Annotated in this window: 17 protein-coding genes and 1 tRNA gene; 6 read left to right on the top strand and 12 right to left on the bottom strand. The window is 68.4% G+C overall.

Going from position 1 to position 18071, the window contains the following annotated elements:
* Positions 1-5: 5 nt before the first annotated feature.
* The 3 genes from D7D52_RS30680 to D7D52_RS30670 form a co-directional block, all read right to left on the bottom strand.
* On the bottom strand, positions 6-1076 hold the full coding sequence (locus D7D52_RS30680; RefSeq protein WP_120741945.1) for a Glu/Leu/Phe/Val family dehydrogenase: 1071 nt from the start codon (positions 1074-1076) through the stop codon (positions 6-8).
* 441 nt (positions 1077-1517) lie between these two features.
* Positions 1518-4994, bottom strand: a complete 3477-nt coding sequence (locus D7D52_RS30675) for an indolepyruvate ferredoxin oxidoreductase family protein (protein ID WP_120741943.1) — start codon at positions 4992-4994, stop codon at positions 1518-1520.
* A gap of 175 nt (positions 4995-5169) precedes the next feature.
* Positions 5170-5655: an Lrp/AsnC family transcriptional regulator gene (locus D7D52_RS30670; RefSeq protein ID WP_120741941.1), complete on the bottom strand. Its 486-nt coding sequence runs from the start codon at positions 5653-5655 to the stop codon at positions 5170-5172.
* Between the two features lie 101 nt (positions 5656-5756).
* Between D7D52_RS30670 and D7D52_RS30665 the strand changes: the two genes are divergently transcribed.
* A complete protein-coding gene (locus tag D7D52_RS30665; RefSeq protein ID WP_120741939.1) occupies positions 5757-6302 on the top strand; it encodes an LppP/LprE family lipoprotein in 546 nt (181 codons plus the stop codon).
* Positions 6303-6323: 21 nt separating this feature from the next.
* Here the strand turns inward: D7D52_RS30665 and D7D52_RS30660 are convergent, their stop codons facing one another.
* Together D7D52_RS30660 and D7D52_RS30655 are read right to left on the bottom strand one after the other, a co-directional pair.
* Positions 6324-7328, bottom strand: a complete 1005-nt coding sequence (locus D7D52_RS30660; protein WP_162958658.1) for an SGNH/GDSL hydrolase family protein — start codon at positions 7326-7328, stop codon at positions 6324-6326.
* A 44-nt stretch (positions 7329-7372) separates the two neighbouring features.
* Positions 7373-8962: an ArnT family glycosyltransferase gene (locus tag D7D52_RS30655; RefSeq protein WP_120741937.1), complete on the bottom strand. Its 1590-nt coding sequence runs from the start codon at positions 8960-8962 to the stop codon at positions 7373-7375.
* A 239-nt stretch (positions 8963-9201) separates the two neighbouring features.
* Here D7D52_RS30655 and D7D52_RS30650 point away from each other — a divergent pair, with 239 nt between their 5' ends.
* On the top strand, positions 9202-10029 hold the full coding sequence (locus tag D7D52_RS30650) for an NADPH-dependent oxidoreductase (protein WP_120744586.1): 828 nt from the start codon (positions 9202-9204) through the stop codon (positions 10027-10029).
* A 47-nt stretch (positions 10030-10076) separates the two neighbouring features.
* Here D7D52_RS30650 and D7D52_RS38570 read toward each other — a convergent pair whose 3' ends face one another.
* Positions 10077-10310 (bottom strand): hypothetical protein, encoded by a 234-nt coding sequence (locus tag D7D52_RS38570; protein ID WP_187703055.1) that lies wholly within the window; start codon positions 10308-10310, stop codon positions 10077-10079.
* Positions 10307-10531 (bottom strand): type 2 periplasmic-binding domain-containing protein, encoded by a 225-nt coding sequence (locus D7D52_RS38565; RefSeq protein WP_187703054.1) that lies wholly within the window; start codon positions 10529-10531, stop codon positions 10307-10309. The genes D7D52_RS38570 and D7D52_RS38565 overlap by 4 nt, the downstream gene beginning before the upstream one ends.
* 470 nt (positions 10532-11001) lie before the next feature.
* On the opposite strand from D7D52_RS38565, the gene D7D52_RS30640 reads away from it, so the two are divergent.
* The 3 genes from D7D52_RS30640 (at position 11002) to D7D52_RS30630 (ending at position 12293) form a co-directional block, all read left to right on the top strand.
* A complete protein-coding gene (locus D7D52_RS30640) occupies positions 11002-11253 on the top strand; it encodes an AbrB/MazE/SpoVT family DNA-binding domain-containing protein (protein WP_120741935.1) in 252 nt (83 codons plus the stop codon).
* On the top strand, positions 11250-11642 hold the full coding sequence (locus tag D7D52_RS30635) for a type II toxin-antitoxin system VapC family toxin (RefSeq protein ID WP_120741933.1): 393 nt from the start codon (positions 11250-11252) through the stop codon (positions 11640-11642). The genes D7D52_RS30640 and D7D52_RS30635 overlap by 4 nt, the downstream gene beginning before the upstream one ends.
* 69 nt (positions 11643-11711) lie before the next feature.
* Positions 11712-12293, top strand: coding sequence for a DUF234 domain-containing protein (locus tag D7D52_RS30630; RefSeq protein ID WP_246023403.1), 582 nt, complete (start codon positions 11712-11714; stop codon positions 12291-12293).
* A 38-nt stretch (positions 12294-12331) separates the two neighbouring features.
* Here the strand turns inward: D7D52_RS30630 and D7D52_RS30625 are convergent.
* A tRNA-His gene (locus D7D52_RS30625) sits at positions 12332-12404 on the bottom strand.
* A gap of 66 nt (positions 12405-12470) precedes the next feature.
* Positions 12471-13085 (bottom strand): oligoribonuclease, encoded by a 615-nt coding sequence (orn, locus tag D7D52_RS30620; RefSeq protein ID WP_120741931.1) that lies wholly within the window; start codon positions 13083-13085, stop codon positions 12471-12473.
* A gap of 194 nt (positions 13086-13279) precedes the next feature.
* On the opposite strand from orn, the gene D7D52_RS30615 reads away from it, so the two are divergent.
* Positions 13280-15079, top strand: a complete 1800-nt coding sequence (locus tag D7D52_RS30615; RefSeq protein WP_120741929.1) for a helicase HerA-like domain-containing protein — start codon at positions 13280-13282, stop codon at positions 15077-15079.
* Positions 15080-15137: 58 nt separating this feature from the next.
* Here D7D52_RS30615 and lysA read toward each other — a convergent pair whose 3' ends face one another.
* The 3 genes from lysA to D7D52_RS30600 form a co-directional block, all read right to left on the bottom strand.
* A complete protein-coding gene (lysA, locus tag D7D52_RS30610) occupies positions 15138-16484 on the bottom strand; it encodes a diaminopimelate decarboxylase (protein ID WP_120741927.1) in 1347 nt (448 codons plus the stop codon).
* Positions 16485-16627: 143 nt separating this feature from the next.
* Positions 16628-17422 (bottom strand): mycolate reductase, encoded by a 795-nt coding sequence (gene cmrA, locus D7D52_RS30605; protein WP_120741925.1) that lies wholly within the window; start codon positions 17420-17422, stop codon positions 16628-16630.
* A 148-nt stretch (positions 17423-17570) separates the two neighbouring features.
* Positions 17571-17996 (bottom strand): DUF4189 domain-containing protein, encoded by a 426-nt coding sequence (locus D7D52_RS30600; RefSeq protein ID WP_120741923.1) that lies wholly within the window; start codon positions 17994-17996, stop codon positions 17571-17573.
* Between the last annotated feature and the right edge of the window lie 75 nt (positions 17997-18071).

Here is an 18071-nt window from a genome sequence, read left to right as displayed (position 1 = left end):
TGCGATCAGAGCGCTCGCGGGATGGCGTCCAGACGCCGTTCCGCGAACCTGTTCGCCGCCGCGCCGGTGCCGATTCCCTCGGCCTTGCTTTCCGCGAGGATGTCGCGGCAACGGTCGAAGATGCCCCTCACCGCGTCTTCGACCTCGGCCGGGGCTGCGTGACGCAGTTCCCCGGCCACCTGCACGAGCCCGCCGCCATTGGCCACGAAATCCGGCACCCAGGTGATGCCGCGCTCGTTCAGGACGTATTCCACTGCGGGCGTGGCCAACTGATTGTTGGCGGCGCCGCAGACCAGCTTCGCCTCGATGGCGTCGGCGGATGTCGGGGTGAGCGTGCCGCCGAGCGCGCAGGGGGCGTAGACGTCGACCGGAGCGGTGGAGACGTTGCTCAACAGTCGAACAGCGGGATGCTGGGTCGAAATATGCTGCAGCGCCGCGTCGTTCACATCGGTGGCGCAGACCTCCGCGCCGTCGGCGAGCAGCAGGGCGATGAGCTCGCGGCCGACCTTGCCGACGCCTTCGACGCCGACCGTGCGGCCGGCCAGGGTCGGTGCGCCCCAGACGGATTCGGCGCCCGCGCGCATGGCCTGGAACACGCCCAGCGCGGTGAGCCGGGCGCTGTCGCCGGAGCCGCCCGCGGCGATGCTGCGGCCGGTGACGTGGCTGGTGTAGCGGCCGATGGCGTCCAGGTCGTCGGTATTGGTGCCCACGTCGCCCGCGGTGATGTAGCGGCCGCCCAGCGATTCCACGAACCGCGCGTAGGCCGCGAACATCTCCTCGCTCTTGTCGCGCGCGGGATCGCCGATGATGACGGCCTTGCCGCCGCCCAGATCCAGGCCCGCGGCGGCGGCCTTGTAGGTCATGCCCCATGACAGCCGCAGCACATCGTCCAACGCCGCCGATTCCGACGCGTACGGATACATGCGGGTCCCGCCCAGCGCCGGTCCCAGCGTGGTCGAGTGAATCGCGATGATCGCCTTGAGCCCGCTCTTGTCGTCCTCACAGAACACCACCTGCTCGTGCCGTCGTCCGCTCAATTCCTGCGAGCGTCCGAAAACCCCTGCGTCGGTGTGCATTGCGGTCACAATCGATTCCTTTCATGGCAGGCCGCTGGTGGCGGCCGTGTAGTGGGTCGCGTGGTACACGACCCGGCTGGCAGCCGCGGGGTGGGCGGCTGGTGAGTGGGCCGCCTGGTGACGGCCCGGTAGTAGCCGCGCGGTGTGCGGCCGGGGTGGGTGGCCGCACCGGGCGCGGCCGATGTCCTGGTCGCACGGCGGGCGACCGTTATGCCTGGCCACGTGGTGGTGGTCAGCCGGTGTGGGCACACTTCGTCATCCCGGCGTGGGTTTGGCCGGGATCCACACCTCTCTGCCGCACGCGGGTGTGGAGGATTCCGGCCAAGAGCACGCCGGAATGACGGGACGGGGACACGCCGGAAGGGCGGGTCGGGGGGTGGGGGTCTTGGGATGGGTTGGGGGTACGTCGGATAGCGGGTGGGATGGTCTGGGCGGGGGTGCCTAGCTGTCGAGGCCGAGTTCGCGTAGGCGGGTGCGGTAGCGCTCCACGTTGCCGAGTTTTACGTCCTCGTAGCCGCGGACCAGGTCGGGGAGGGCGGCCGCCTCGGTGGCGGTGGCGTAGGTCTGGTCGGTCAGGCCGGCGGCGAGGCGGTGGATCATTTCGGTGTAGTGGGACAGCAGCTCCCGCTCCACCTTTCGGACGTGGGCGTAGCCGAAGGGGTCGAGTTTGGTGCCGCGCAACGACTTGCCCTTGGCGAGAAGCTTCAGGGCCACATGGGATTTCGGGGTGAGGCCGATCTTCTTCTTGCGGCCCATGGCGCGCAGCATCGGGGGATGCAACTTGTAGGTGAGGTTCTCACCGCTGGGGACCTGGGCCTGCACATCGGCCAGGAAGTCCGGGTCCACCAGCAGCCGGGCGACCTCGTACTCGTCCTTGTAGGCGGTGAACTTGTAGAGTCCGCGCGCCACCGCCGCGCTGAAATCGGTGCGTTCGGTGACGGCCCGCTCCGCGACCCAGGCAGCCTGGACCGTCTCGAGGTAGCGCCGCGCGACCTTCGCGTTCTGGTATTCGACCAGTTCCGCGGCCCGCAGCCCGGCCAGTCGCCGGACCTCCCCGTCGAGGCTGGTCCCCACCAGCAATTCCTCGGGCGCGATCTTCGGAACACGCCGTGCCGCAGCCGATTCGGTGGCGACCGCGAACGCGTCCGGGTCGGCGATGGCCACCCGGCCCCAGCGGAAGGCCGCGATATTCGCCGTCACCGCGACCCCGTTGATGCCGATGGCCTCCTCGATGGCCGCCGCGGGCAGGCGCAACCCGCCGGTCTGGAAGGCCGCGCCGACCAGCAGGAAGTTGGCGGCGGCGGTAGTGCCGAACAGCTGCTGCGCCGCCGCCAGCGCGTCGAAGTCGAACAGCGAATCCGACACCGCCGCAAGGCGATCCAGCATCGATCGGGTGTCGGGATAGGCGACCGACTTGTCGTAGACCATATCGCCGGTCGGCGTCTGGCTGGTGGAGGCGACCACGACGGTGGCCCCCGGATTGCCGTACTGGAGGTTCTTGGGGTCGGCCGCGCCCAGCAGGTCGATGGCCATGATGCAGTTCGCGCTGCCCGGGGTGAGCCGGTTGGACGGCTCCAATTCGGTTGCGGCGAAACGCAAGTGGGACAGCACCGGCCCGGCCTTCTGGCTCAAACCGATCTGGTCGAGGCTCTCCACCGCGTACCCGGCCCGCAGCGCGGCCGTGGCCAGCACCTGGTTCACGGTGACGATGCCGGTACCGCCGATCCCCGCGATGAGCACGTTCTGGGTGCCCACCGGCGTGCCCAGCCCCGGATCCGCCACCGCCGGCGGCTCGGCGGTCTTGCGCTTGGGCGCCTTGCGCCCCTTGGCATCCGGGTTCAGCTCCACGGTCACGAACGACGGGCAGTCGCCGTCCAGGCAGCTGTAGTCGGTATTGCAGGAGGTCTGATCGATGCGGGTCTTGCGCCCGAACTCCGTCTCGACCGGCTGCACCGACAGGCAATTGGACTTGGTCCCGCAGTCGCCGCAGCCCTCGCACACCGCCTCGTTGATCACCACGCGGGTGTTGCGGACCGGCAGGGTGCCGCGCTTGCGCTGGCGGCGCGCGTCGGCGGCGCAGTGCTGGTCGTAGATCAGCACGGTGACGCCCTCGATCTCGCGCAGCATGCGCTGGGCCTCGTCGAGCCGGTCGCGATGCCATAGCAGGGTGCCTTTGGCCAGCGCTTTCTTATTGTGCCGCTGGGGATCATCGGCGCAGATGATGATCTGCTTGACGCCTTCGACGGTCAGCTTGTGGGTCAGTTTCGCGACGGTCAGCCCGCCTTCCACGTCCTGCGCGCCGGTCATGGCGACGACCTCGTTGTAGAGCAGCTTGTAGGTGATGTTCACCCCCGCCGCCACGCACGCCTGCACGGCCAGTTGCCCCGAGTGGAAGAAGGTGCCGTCGCCGATGTTCTGGAACAGGTGCGGCACATCGGTGAACGGGGCCTGCCCGATCCACTGACTGCCCTCGCCGCCCATCTGGGTGAGGCCGGTGACCGCGCTGTCGCTGCGACCCGACAGCGTCACCAGCGTGTGGCAGCCGATGCCGCCCCCGCCGATCGAGCCCTCCGGCAGGGCGGTGGAGCGGTTGTGCGGGCAGCCGCTGCAGAAGTACGGGGTCCGCTTGGCGGACAGCACCTCCAGTGAAAGCGGTGGCGGCGGAGCCTTTTTCAGCTCGACGTGGTCGCGCAGCACGCGCCGCAGCGGACCCAGCAGCCGGCCCGCGGTCAGCTCACCGTCGAACGGCATGAGCGGCCGGCCGTTGGCGTCGAGCTTGCCGACGATGCGGGGCGCATCCGTTGTGCCGTAGAGGATCTCGCGGATCTGGGTCTCGAGGAACGCGGTCTTGTCCTCGACCACGATCACCTGCTCGAGGCCGTGCGCGAACTCGAGCACCTTGGACGCCCCCACGGGATACGGCATCCCGATGCGCAGCAACCGGATTCCCGCGCGATGCATGGCGGCCTCGTCGACGCCGAGATCCACCAGCGCCTGCCGGACCGCGTCGAAGGTGGTTCCGGTGGCGGCGATCCCGAGCCGCGCGGCCGGGGGATCCACCTCGATCACGTCGAGATCGTTGGCCGTCCCGAAGGCGCGCACGGTGGCCCAGCGCGGCCCGTACAGGTCCGCCTCGGCCAGCAGGCTGTCGGCCGGGGCCGCCATCGGCCGCTGCCGGTAGGCGAAAGTCTTTCCCTCCCACTGCACTTCGGGCACCGCGATGGGCAGGTCGGCGACCGAGGAGTCGACCGTCCACGCGCCGTCCGCGACATCGGCCACGATCTTCATCGCCACGACGCAGCCCGAGGCCCGCGACAGCGCCACCCCCTGCATGCCCATGGTGATGATCTCGCGGGCATTGCGCGGAAACAGCACCGGCACGCCCATGGCCGCCAGCGACCGCTCGCTCACCGCGGGCACGGTCGAGGATTTGGCGGCCGGATCGTCGCCGACCAGCAGCAGCACGCCGCCGCGCGGATTCACCCCGTACATATTGGCGTGGCGAATGGCGTCGGTGGCCCGGTCCACGCCGGGCCCCTTGCCGTACCAAACACCCACGACGCCATCGTGTGTCGCGGTACCCGCGGGCAGATCGGCCTGACTACCCCAGACCGCGGTCGCGGCCAGCTCTTCGTTGAACCCCGGCACGAACTTGATGTCGTGCTCGCTCAACACGTTCGGCATGCCCAGCAGCATCTTGTCGACTCCGCCCAGCGGGCTGCCCTGATAGCCGGACACGAAGGTCGCGACCCGATGCCCGGCGCGCATATCGCGCACATGCTGTTCGACCAGCAGTCTGGCGATGGCCTGCACTCCGGTGAGAAGGACCGGGCCCGCACCGGACCGGTAGCGGTCGGCGAGGTCGTAGGGCGAAGCCGGTTCGGCCTGCCGGACAGGCGCCCAGGCAACGTCGGTCATTGACAGTCACCACACTCTCCACAGCCTTGTGAGCTGCACGCGAAGGGATCAAGCGATCGGTGCAGCGAAATCTGCCGTGATGTGTGATCTGTGTCAACTACGGCGCGGAAAGTTGAGCAATCTGCTCAAAAGTGATCTGGAACACTGTGACGCGCGCATCAGATTGATCAGGCCGTCATTCGGCCGGGGGATGCCGGGTCAGATGATCGACGAGCGGCAGCGACCGGTATTCGACCGGGGTCGCCAGGGCCAGCATGGTCTCGGTGTGCTTCACGCCGGGGACGGCGTGCACCCGCTGGATGATCGCCAGCAGATCCTGCTGGGTGCGTGCCGCCAGCCGCACCAGCAGATCGTTGCGCCCGGTGGTCGCGTGCACCTCGAGCACATTCGGGAACTCCCGCAGCGCTGCGACGATGTCGTTCATCTTGTTCTGGTTGAGCTCGATCCCGAGGAACGCGTGCACGGCGAACCCGATCGCCTCCAGATCCACATCCGGCGGATAACCCCGCACCACCCCCGCGGCCTCGAGTCGTTTCATCCTGGCCTGCACCGTGTTTCGCGCGATTCCCAGCCGTTGCGCCAACTCCAGGATCGGCGTTCGCGGGTCCGTGGCCAACTCCGCCAGCAGCGCGGAATCCAACCCGTCGATCTTGATGCCCATAACGCATTCTCGCACTCCGGGACCGCCGTGACGGCCGCGCTCGATAACGGGGGCGACGATCTGCTCGATGATGAGGGCGTGACGCGACAGCGGAGGGACACATGAGGTTCAGGTCATCGGTGCTGGTGGCGGCGGCTGCCGGGGTGGTCGCGGTGACCGGCTGCGCGAGCACCGCCACCACGCCGGGCGTATCGACGACCGCCACGGCCGCCGCCCAGCAGCCGGCCGCACCGGCCGGCAGCGGACACGGTCTGTGCTTCGACGTGAACTCCGACCTCGCCCGCTCGGCACTGGCGCGGCTGTCACCGCCGCCGGTGGGTCAATGGCAGGCGGGAGAGTCCAGCGACAACCCGCTCTCCGCCGGCTGCAACGGGGTGCTGTCCTGGATGACGGCCAACTCGACCGTCAATCACCCGTACACCCACATTCTGTTCTTCACCAACGGTACGTATCTCGGCACCGCGAGCACCGAGCCCTACATGTACACGCAGATCACCGGCAAGACGCGCGACTCGGTCACCGTGACCTACCACTGGATCGCCGCCGGCGAGGCGATGTGCTGCCCGGCGGGCGGTCCGAGCGTCGTCACGCTCAGCCTGCACGGCACGAAAGTCGTTGCTGACGGCCAGTTCCCGCCGCACAACTGAGTCCCGCGGCGGGCAGGCCGATCAGCGGGTCTGGGCGACGTGAGCGTAAACCTCGGTGGCGACCGCGGTGTCGCCGCGCGGGGAGGGGTGGAAGGGCAGGCCGACCAGATTCACCTGCGGGTCCAGTGCGCCCAGCAGCCAGGGATCGGCGGCGCAGAGGCCGTGGCCGGCGGTGGGGGTTCGGGCGTCGACGAAGTCGATCGAAAGCTGTTGGGCCGCATCGCGTTCGGCGTCATCCACGCGGTTCCAGAACTCGTTGATCGCGCCGCCGCGCGGTTGCACGTAGTGCAGGACGCCCAGGGCGCTCAGGCACCAGGCGGTCGAACCCGCCGGGGCCAGTTCGGGATAGCCGACCAGGGTGATGCGCGCGTTGGGCGCGTAGTACTTCACGTAGTCGACGACCTTGCGGATGCGGTCGGCGTAGGCCGCGCCGGTGACCGAGTTCAGGTCGGGCCAGCGGCCCTGGGTCACCGCGTCGGCGTCACAGCCCTGGGCGAGGTTGAACGCACAGGTCAGCTGGGCGGGAGCGTCGGCGGTGGTGGCGGAGTCGGCGGGCCATTCGTCGTTGGCGCCCAATTGGATTGCCACCACCTTGGTGCGCGGTCCGAAGGCGCCGTTCTTGGCGGCCTTGATCGCCAGTTGTGCCAGGGTGTAGCCGTCGCGGCCCGGGACCTGCTGGCCGGTCGAGGTCACCGGTCCGCTGTCGATCGAGGCGTTGGTGCACGTCGCGTTCTCGAAATCCGTTGCGGCGACGCCCATGAGCGCGCTCAGCTGAACCGGCCACGAGGTGGGCCGCTGCAGGCATTCGTGGGCCGCGGCGTCGTTGTTGCCGTCGCATTTGACCAGGACGCCGTCGCACGCGGGGTTCGCGGCGAACGAATCACCCATCACCACAAGGGTTTTGCCCGCGGCCGCGGTCGGCTCGTCGGCGGTGGCGGTGCCCACCGTGCCCGCCGCGGCGAGCACGGCGACGGTGGCGGCGAGCCGGAGCGGGAGTCCGGCGCCTCCGGTCCTGAAACTGATCATGCGAATCCTCGAACAGAAGTAGCGTCGTGTCGCATTCTTGCGCACTAGGCCGGCGGGACGATCATGTAGGTCAATTTCGGCCACGCGACCGACAGCGGAACCAGCGGCGCGCGACAGATGTAGATGCTCATGGCATGGTTCTGGCCGGCGATGCCGAGCGGGTCGACCAACTGCGCCGCCAGCGTGGTCTGCGCGAAATTGGCCAGGAACGCGCGCTTTTCGGGGGAGTCGTTGGTGTAGCCGACGTACACGATCGTGGTGGCCGAATCCGGCGGCGGACCGAATTCGGAGAAGCCGCGATTGGGGCTGTACACCGGCGGAATCCATTGATAGCGCCGGAAGTGATCCAGCGCGCCCGCGCCGTTGTAGGCCTCGGCGACGACGGCGGTACCGGGCTGCTCGGCGACGGGAAGGTCGATCGCGACCCGGTGCACTGCATCGGCCAGCTCGTCCCAGTCGTCGTTGCCGTAGTGCTGGATGAAGCCCCAGTAGCCGTTGTTGGTGACCGCGATCTTGCTCTTCGGGTAGGGCAGCATCGCCAGGAACGCGGTCAGCACGGTGGACAGCACGACCAGACCGGTGAACAACCGCCGCCACAGGATTCGGCGGTCGGCGCCGGGTTCGAGGAAGCCCGACAGCGTCGCCGCGCCCGCGCCGAAGATCGCGGGCACGATGCCGGCCACGTAGTAGGAGCGGCCGTGGCCGCCGACCACCAGGATCAGCATCAACGCGGCCGCGATGAGCACGAACCGGTACGGGCGCAGCTTCCGGGCCAGGCCGTAGAGGCCGAGAACGCCCAGCCCGCCGCCCAGGAATCCGGTGGTGATCATGATCGCGAGGATGGTCCCGAGCTGCCCGCCGTCGCTGCCCGCGGTCTCCTTGGCGATGGCGGCATTGGTCGCCAGCTGCGGCCAATCCCGCGAGGCCTGCCACAGCAGGGCCGGAGTCATGGCCACCGCGAAGATCAACAGCCCCAACCACAGTGCGGGGCGGCGCAGGATCTCGCGGGGCCCGGCCACCAGTACCGCGAGGCCGACGCAGGCCGTCAGCAGCAGAATCAGCCATTTGTCCTGGACGTCGATCGCGGCCGCGACACCCACGCCGAGCAGCAGGCGGTCGTGGCGAACGCGGACCCAGCGCACCAGCATCCAGATGATCGACGCCTGGCAGGCCACATCGAAGGCGACGCTGTCGAGGACGGTGTAGGCGACCACGAACGGCGAGCACGCGTAACCCGCCGCGGCCAGCATCTGAACGCGCGGCCGCGCACCCAGCTCGTAGGCCACCGCCGCCGTGAGCACCGAGACCAGGATCAGCAGCAGCAAACCCGGAATCCGCAGCGCGAGCACCGATCCCGGCGCGATCAGATCGCACAGCCGCGCGATCAACGGGATGACCGGACCGTTGTCGACGTAGTCGACCGCCAGTCGCCGCCCGCACGCGAGGTAGTAGAGCTCGTCACCGGCGAGCTGATAGCGGGCCGCGGAGACCGACCAGACGAGCGTGATCACTCCCGAGACCAGCAGGACGCCGCGCCAGGCGAAGCCCGGCCGCACACCGGTGGAATCGGGTTCGGGGGTGGCCGCCGGCGGCGGCAGGAGGACGGCCCTGCCCGGTGTCCTGGAACTGATCAACGCAAATCCTCATCGAGCCGCGGCCATGCCGGTTAGGGTTTCGACTGTGACGCAGGTCGCAGCAGCCGACAGATAAAGGAAAATATCTTCATTTCAGATTGTTGGCAAGCGGCCGACCACCGCGAACTCGTGGGTCGTCGGGCCTGGTGAGAGTCCGCGCGGCGGTGCCCGGGGTGAGGTTCTGCTCGAGCTACAGGTAATACGTGACTGGGCGCGATCGGGCCGCCACCGTACTGGTCATGACCCAGATCGCTTCATCCCCGCAGCAGGTGGTGGCACGGCGCTACCGCGACCCGGAATCGGTCCCGCCCGCCGAATGGAATCCGGTACTGCAGGTGCTGCACGAGCATCGATCCGTGCGGCGCTACCTCCCCGACCCGATCCCGGACGCGATCGTGCGGCTCCTGGTCTCGGCCGCCCAGTCCGCGCCCACCTCCTCGAACCTGCAGGCGTGGAGCGTGATCGCGGTCCGCGAGCCCGAACGCAAGGCACGTTTGGCGGTCCTCGCCGGCGGCCAGGAGCACATCACGCAGGCCCCGCTGCTGCTGGTCTGGACCGCGGATCTGGCGCGCGCCCGGACGCTGGCCGCCGGTCGCGAGGTTCCCCTCGACGGCGCGGACTATCTGGAATCGAGTTTCGTGGCGTTCCTCGACGCCGCCCTCGCCGCACAGAACGCCGTCGTGGCGGCCGAATCCCTGGGCTACGGCACCGTCTACATCGGCGCGATCCGCAATCATCCGGAGCAGGTGTCGGCCGAATTGGGTTTACCCGCAGGGGTTTTCCCGGTGGTCGGCTTGGTCGTCGGGCGACCGGATCCGGCCGAGAACACCCGCGTGAAGCCACGGCTGCCGCAGGCGGCGGTGCTCCACGCGGAAACCTACGACCCCACCGGGCAGGCGAAGCCCATCGCCGACTACGAGGACCGCATCGCCGAGTTCTACGCCGAACAGGACTTGACCCACTCCTGGATCGACCGGGTGCTGACCCGCCTCGGCTCGGTCGCGGCCCTCAACGGCCGCCACCGCCTGCGCGATCAGCTCACCGCGCACGGCTTCCCGCTGAAATGAGCGAAGGGGACGGACATTTCGTGTCCGTCCCCTTACCGGGTGTCAGATCAGCTGTACTGCGGGGCCAGGGTGTTGAACTTGTTGGTGAAGAACTTGCTCGCGTCGAGCTTGTCGTGGATCGCGCCGGTGTCCTGCAGCCAGCTCTCCCAGCGGGTGAAGTCCTGCGCCGACACCGCGCCGTAAGGCGACGGAATGCCCGCCGAGAGCCAGTATTTCAGCGTCGCGGTGGATTCACCGGAGCGATGACGGCCCTCGATGATCTTCGTGAACTCGGCGATCACCGCATCGCGCGGCGTGGTCCGCTCCTGAACGGGCCGTACTCGGTGATCTCGGTGAACACCGGGCGCAACCCGCCGACGGCGAGCGCCCGCTGCTGGAACTGCCCGCCCAGCGCGGCCGCGTCGATCTGGCCCTTGCGCAGCGCGTCCTCGATGTTCGGCGGCGGAAGCGGCACCAGCTGAACGGATTTGATCTGGTCGAGGCTGGCGCCGCCCTTCTTCAACGCGTCGTGATATCGGCCTCGTTCTGGCCGCCGAGGACCAGACCAGCACGGTACGAACAACTCTGGGCCTCATGGGTTTCCTCCGATCGAGCGACACACGGTGACCCCGCACGGTATGTGCCGACAGACGGTAGGGCCGCCTCGAACGAAAGGGCCCTGTTCGAACTGCCCTGATCGCAATGTGCCGGGGACGGCGAAGTCGGATCAGCGCGGCTACAAGGATGTGCCGGGCAGCCCGGATCGGTTTGGCTGGAGGCGGAGATCGGTCCGGCTGGACGTGAAGGGGGTCCGGCGGTGAGCGAGGACAACAGTCCGGCCCCCACCCCACCCTCCTCCACACCGAAGGCCCCTACCGCACCCTCTGGTCCGCCTACGTCGCCAACGCCCCCGCCGGCGAACCGAGCAACCCATAACCCTTCGCCCATCTCAACGACGCTATCCTTACCAGAGGGCCGAAGTAAGGAGATCAGATGGACGCGGTTGCTCGGCTGACGTCGAAGGGGCAGCTAACGGTGCCGAAGGCGATTCGGGACGCGCTCGAACTGCATGTTGGCGACAATGTGTTGTTTCGGGTGGAGGGGCAGGTTGTGGTGTTGGCGAAGACGCCGGACCTGCTCGAGTTGGCGGGAAGCGTCCCGGTGCCGCCTCAGGTCCGGGGACAGTCCTGGGAGGAGATCCGCGAGGCGTCGTGGGCGTCGCAATGGCGAGAAGGTGAGGCGTGACGGTCCTTCTGGACACCAATATCATCATCCGGCACCTCACCCAGGATCCGCCCGAATTGGGCAGGCGTGCGAGTGCTTTTCTCGCGCAGGCGGATTCGCTGCACCTGCCGGATATGATCCTCGCCGAGACGGTCTACGTTCTGCAGAGTGTCTATCAGGTGTCCAGGCCGCACGTGGCCGCCCTGGCTCGCGTGCTCGTGAGTTCGCGGAACATCGTGACCGACGATCCGGCATTGCTCATCCGGACGATCGATGTCTATGAGCACTATCGGCTTTCGTTCGCCGACGCCTATTTGGTGGCTTTGGCAGAGGCTGGCCCTGGATCGAGCATCGCTACATTCGACAAGGGCATCGGGAAAGTCGAGACGATCGTGCGTGTCGAACCGTAACCCCCCGGGCGACCGAACTCGAAGCCAGCCGCCGCGTTCATGGCAGGGCCGCCATCGGCCAGGACTCGGATGGACGGAACTTCTGCTGCGCATCTGCGCTTGGAGGCGCGGGCCGTGGCCGCGGATCTGCCACTGTCGACGAAACCGGACAGCAGGAACAAGCGCTACCGCATCGCCGATCCCTACCTGAGGTTCTGGTTGGCGTTCCTCGAGCGCGGCATTCCGCTCATCGAACGGGGCCGGGGAGATCTGGCGCTGGAACGAATCGAACGATCCTGGACGACCTGGCGCGGCCGCGCGGTGGAACCGCTCATTCGAGAATCGTTGCTGCGCCTACTGCCCGACGACAGATGGCCGGAAACCGAGGCGGTGGGTGGCTGGTGGAACCGGCAGACCAACCCGGAACTGGATTTGATCGGCGCCGACCGTGAACCCGTCGCGGGCGCAGTGCATTTCGTCGGATCGATCAAGTGGCTCGAGTCCAAACCATTCGATCGCCACGATTATGACGCCCTCGCCCGCGGCGTACTCGCTGTTCCCGGTACCGAGTTCGATACGCCGTTGGTGGCGGTTTCGCGGTCCGGTGTGGAGCGTGAGTTGCCGGTCGCCGCACACTGGGGACCGGAGGACATCGTGCGCGCGTGGCAATGAAACGAGGCCCCGATCCGGGGATCGGGGCCTCGTGTAGGGGTGGCTGACGGGACTCGAACCCGCGACACCCAGGATCACAACCTGGTGCTCTACCAGCTGAACTACAGCCACCATTGCCGGTAACTTCCGGCGCGGTAGAGCTTAACCGGTACCTTGCGCGAGTACCTAATCGGCTGTTCAGGAGGGGTTTGCGGGGGGTGAGAGTTCGGCGGCTACGGCGGCGATCTCGGCGGTGGAGGGGCCGGGTGGGGCGACGAAGGCGGTGCGGCGGTAGTACTGGAGTTCGCGGATGGATTCCTGGATGTCGGCGAGAGCGCGGTGGGCCAAACCCTTTTCGGGCTGGCCGAAGTAGATGCGGGGGTACCAGCGGCGGGCCAGTTCCTTGATGGAGCTGACGTCGATCATGCGGTAGTGCAGATGCGCGTCGAGGGCCGGCATGTCGCGGGCGATGAAGCCGCGGTCGGTAGCGATGGAGTTGCCGGCCAGCGGGACCGTGCGCGGGGTGGGGACGTACTGCTTGATGTAGTCGAGGATCTGCTGTTCGGCCTCGGCGACCGACACCGTGGAGCGGCGGACCTCGTCGGTGAGCCCGGAGCGGGCGTGCATCTCGGTCACCACCGGCGGCATGGCGGCCAGGGCGGCGTCGTCGGCGTGAATCACGATGTCCACGCCCTCGCCGAGAATATTGAGGTCACTGTCGGTGACGAGCGCGGCCACCTCGATCAGCTTGTCGCTGTCCAGGCGTAGGCCGGTCATTTCGCAATCCATCCACACCACGTACTTATCGCTCACCCGCCAAACCCTAGCCCTTCGACGGACGGCGACCCGGTTGCCCGGCCGCGTCGAGGCCGCTCGCGCGCTCGACCGGGCAGTATCGTGCACAGCAGATCCGCGCATAACGAGCGGTCGGCATGTTGGTTGGGCAGTTCGCAGAGCAGTAGTTCGCAGGGCAGTCGCAGTTGGCAGAGCAGACGGAGGAAAGCGCGATGACCACCCCGCAGGAGAAGGCAGCGGCGGCACGGAAGGCGGCGGAGGAGGCGGCGCGCATCGCGGCCGAAGCGGCGGCCGCGGCGGAAGCCGCGGAACGGGAAGCGGCCGACCAGGAAGCCGCGGACAAGCTGGCCGCCCAGACCAAGGCCGAGGCGGAAAGCAAAGCGGCAGCGGCGGATTCGGCGGCCAAGGCGGCCGCGCAGGCCGAGGACGCGGCCCCGGCCGGCAAGGCCGACGCTCCGGCAGGCAAGGCGGCCCCGGCCGACAAGGACGAGGCCGCCGCGCAGGAGATCGCCGCCGGCTACGCCATGGAGGGCCTGGCCCTCGAACTCGGCACCGTGATCACCGGCGGCACCGTGCATCCCGATGCGCGCGTACGCATTCCGATGAAAACCATGAACCGTCACGGCCTGGTCGCCGGCGCCACCGGCACCGGCAAGACCAAGACCGTGCAGGGCATCGCCGAACAGCTCTCCGCGGCGGGCGTGCCGGTGGTGCTGGCCGATATCAAGGGCGACCTGTCGGGTCTCGCGCAACCGGGCCAGTCCAATGACAAACTGCTGGCCCGCGCCCAGGAGACCGGCGACCCGGACTGGAAACCACAGGGCTTTCCGTGCGAATTCGTCTCCCTCGGCACCGAGGGCATCGGCATCCCGATCCGCGCCACCATCACCTCGTTCGGCCCCATCCTGCTCAGTAAGGCGTTGGGGCTCAACGAAACCCAGGAATCGACGCTGGGCCTGATCTTCCACTGGGCCGACCAGAACGGCCTGGCGCTGCTGGACCTGAAGGATCTGCGCGCGGTGATCCAGTACCTGACCAGCCCCGAGGGCAAGGAGGACCTCAAGGGCATCGGCGGTGTCTCGGCGCAGACCGCCGGGGTGATCCTGCGCGCGCTGGTCAATCTGGAGGCCGACGGCGGCGACACCTTCTTCGGCGAGCCCGAACTCGACCCGGCCGATCTCATGCGCACCGCGGGCGGCATGGGCGTGATCACCCTGTTCGAGCTGGGCGCGCAGGCGGCGCGACCGCAGATGTTCTCGACCTTCCTGATGTGGGTGCTGGCCGATCTGTTCCAGACCCTGCCCGAGGTCGGCGACATGGACAAGCCCAAGCTGGTCTTCATCTTCGACGAGGCGCACCTGCTGTTCAACGGCGCGTCCAAGGCGTTCCTCAACCAGGTCGAGCAGACGGTCAAACTGATTCGCTCCAAGGGCGTCGGCGTATTCTTCTGCACCCAGCTGCCCACCGACATCCCGAACGCGGTGCTCTCCCAGCTGGGCGCGCGCATCCAGCACGCGCTGCGCGCCTTCACCCCCGAAGACCAAGCGGCCCTGTCGAAGACGGTCCGCACCTACCCGAAAACCGCCACCTACGACCTGGAAAAAGCACTCACCTCCCTGGGCATCGGCGAGGCCGTGGTGACGGTGCTGTCGGAGAAGGGCGCCCCCACCCCCGTGGCCTGGGCGCGCATGCAGCCCCCGCGCTCCCTCATGGACACCATCGGCGACGACGGAATCCGCTCGCGCGCACAGCAATCCAGCCTGTACGGCAAATACGGCACCACCATCGACGCCGAATCCGCCTACGAGATCCTGACCGAGAAGATCCAGGCCGCCGCCCAACAGTCCGACCAGCCCGCAAAGGGTTCCCGCGCCCCCAAACCCGCCCCCCAAGAGGACTCGATGGCGGAGAAGATCGTCAACAACCCCGCCTTCAAGAACTTCCTCCGCTCGGCCGCCACCGTCGCCGGCCGAGAAATCAGCCGCAGCATCTTCGGCACCCGCAAGCGCTGAATGGCACACCAGCGTGGCCGATTCGGACAAAACCCCTCGCTGGTGTGCCACTCGATGGTCAATGCCCGATGTCGCGGCACATGAGGTCGTCGATGGTTTCGCGGCGGACGAGTTCGCGGGCGGAGCCGTCGCGGACGGCGATGATGGGTGGGCGGCCGACGCCGTTGTAGGAGGAGGCGAGGCTGTGGTGGTACGCGCCGGTGCAGGGCATCGCCAGGACCTCGCCCGGGCGGAGGTCCGCGGGCAACCGCACGTCGCGGGCGAGGATGTCGCCCGCCTCGCAGTAGCGGCCCGCGATGGTCGCGGTCATCTCGGGGCCGGTGGGATGGCGGTTGACCACGACGGCGTCGTAGTGCGCGCCGTAAAGGGCGACCCGCGGGTTGTCGCTCATGCCGCCGTCGACCGTCACATAGGTGTGGCCGTTCTCGACGTGTTTGACCGACAGCACCCGGTACAGCGTGACCCCCGCGCGGGCGACGATGGCGCGCCCGGGCTCGAGCGCGATGCGCGGGCGCGGGAACCCGTGCCGCGCGCAGGCCGCGTCGAGCGAGTCCTCGATGATGTCGGACAGTTCGGCCAGATTCATCTCCGCGTCGCCGCCGCGGTAGGCCACCGCGTGCCCGCCGCCGAGATCGAGGTCGGTGAGCGTGACGCCGAAACCGTCACGGATGCGGGCCATTTCGGCGACCATGCGCCGCACCGCCTCGCCGTAGGGGAAGGTGTCGTAGATCTGCGAGCCGATATGGCAGTGCAGCCCGGCGAATTCCAGATTCGGTTGCCCCAGAATGCGTTCCACCGCCTCGAAGACCGATTGCCCGCCGATCGGGAAGCCGAACTTCTGGTCGGTGACCCCGGTGCGGAGGGCCGGATGCCCGTGCACGTCGATATCGGGGGTGACGCGCAGCAGCACCCGCTGCGGCCGATTGGCCAGCGCGGACAGCAGGGTGATCTCGGTCAGCGAGTCGACGACGATGCGCCCGACCCCGCAGTTGATCGCGGTCTCCAGTTCGGCGAAGGGTTTCCCGTTGCCGTGCAACACGATTCGCGCCGGATCGGTCCAGGAGGACAGGGCCACGGTCAGTTCCCCGGCCGAGCACACGTCCAGCGACAGCCCCTCGTCGGTGATCCATTCCGCCACCGCCCGGGTCAGCAGGGCCTTGCCCGCGTAGATGATCTCGGCGTCGGGGAACCGCGTGCGGTACGCCCGGCAGCGTGCGCGCACCTCGCCCTCGTCGAGCACGTAGGTGGGGGTGCCGTACTGATCGGCGATATCGGCCAGCGCGACCCCGCCGACCGTGATGCGTCCCTCGCCGTCGTAGTGGGTGTCGGCCGGCCAGATGGCCGGGTCGAGCCGGGGCGCCAGGCCCCCGTCACGCAGCGATGGAAAGATCTCGAGCAGCGTCAAGGCGTCTCCTGAGGATGTCCCCGCTTTCCTTTCTGCGGGGCCACTGTCAGGAGTACGCCCGTACCGGTAGCCGGTGCACGTCCGGCTACGCGGCCTTGACGAGGCCCGGGCCGATCCTTACGCGATCTTGACCGGCACCCAGGTCACTCGCCCAGTTTCTTGTAGGCGGCCCCGGCCACCACCGAGGTGATCGACCGCGGCCCGAACTGCCCGGCCAGGCTCATACCCTTGCTGATCAGGCCCGGAACCACCCGCATCTTGTTCCGGGCGAGCGCGTCGATGGTGATCTTGGCGGTGTGCGCGGCGGTCACCCAGATGAACTCCGGGATCTTGTTGCCCATCTCCTCCTGATCCGGATTGTCGGTGCGCACCGGGCCGGGGGCCAGCAGCGTGACATGCACGCCGGTGCCCTTCAGCTCCCCGCGCAGCGACTCGGAGAAGGTGTTGACGAACGCCTTGCTCGCCGAATACGTGGTGTTGTGCGGAATCGGCATATTGCCGGCCGCCGAACCGGTGATGAGGATGCCGCCCGCGCGCCGCTCCAGCATGCCCGGCAGCACCGCCAGCGTGAGATCGTGCACGGCAACGGCATTCAGTTCCATGATGTCGCGCTCGTAGCCGAGGTCCAGCTTCGACAGCGGGCCGAAGGTGGCCACGCCGGCGTTGTTGCACAGGATCGCGATATCGCGGGCGGCCAGCTCCTCGGCCAGGGGGGCGCGCTGGTCACGGTCGGACAGATCCACCGCGCGCACCTCGGCGACGATGCCGTACCGGTCGGTCAGCCGCTGTGCCAGTTCGGCCAGCAGATCGCCGCGGCGGGCGACGAGGATCAGCGAGTAGCCCCGCGAGGCGAGCTCTTCGGCGAGGGCGGTGCCGATCCCGGAGGAGGCTCCGGTGACGACGGCACGATTGTCGGCGGTGGGTACAGGCAGGCTCACGACAACGCAGCCTACCCATGAACGGGCGAGATCAGCAGGCCGGACCGGGAGCGGGATACGCGGATCCCGCCCCCGGCGGGCCGGCCGGTCGGATGCGGCCGGAGTTCCGGCGCTGTCCCCGAGGGAACTAGGCGCTGTCCCCGAGGAACTAGTCGGTGCAGCCGGAGGCGACGATGTCGACCGAACTGGGCTCGGCGCTGCCGAGGCCCACCAGCAGCGGGTTCGGGTCCGGGCCGCTGGCGGCGCGGGCGGCGTTCTCGGCCGCGACCAGGCTGCGGCCCACACCCGCGTAGAGGCGGCCGTCGCGGTCGGCGACCGCGCCACAGCCGTTCATGAAGCGGACCTGGACGATGCAGTTGGCGAAACCGCAGGTCTGCAGGGCGTCGGCGTCGGCCGCACCCTGGTCCGGATGGTTCCACACGACGGCGTAATGCCAGCTGTCGCCGCGATCGGCGACGGCGATGGAGCCGTACAGGTCGCCGCCGTAGGCGGCTTCGGCCGTACCGGCGGTGCTCGCGAGCAGCGCGCCGGCACAGACCGCCACCCCGAGGGCGGCCTTACGAGACAGGATCATAGAGAAGTTCTCCCCCGGATCGATGAAGCAATGTGCCCAGCGATCATGTCAGAGCGGTACGACAGCACCGATGCC

Source organism: Nocardia yunnanensis (assembly GCF_003626895.1).
Lineage (GTDB): Bacteria > Actinomycetota > Actinomycetes > Mycobacteriales > Mycobacteriaceae > Nocardia > Nocardia yunnanensis.
Note: the sequence above shows the minus strand (reverse complement) of the source record. Positions and strands in the feature narration are given on the sequence as shown.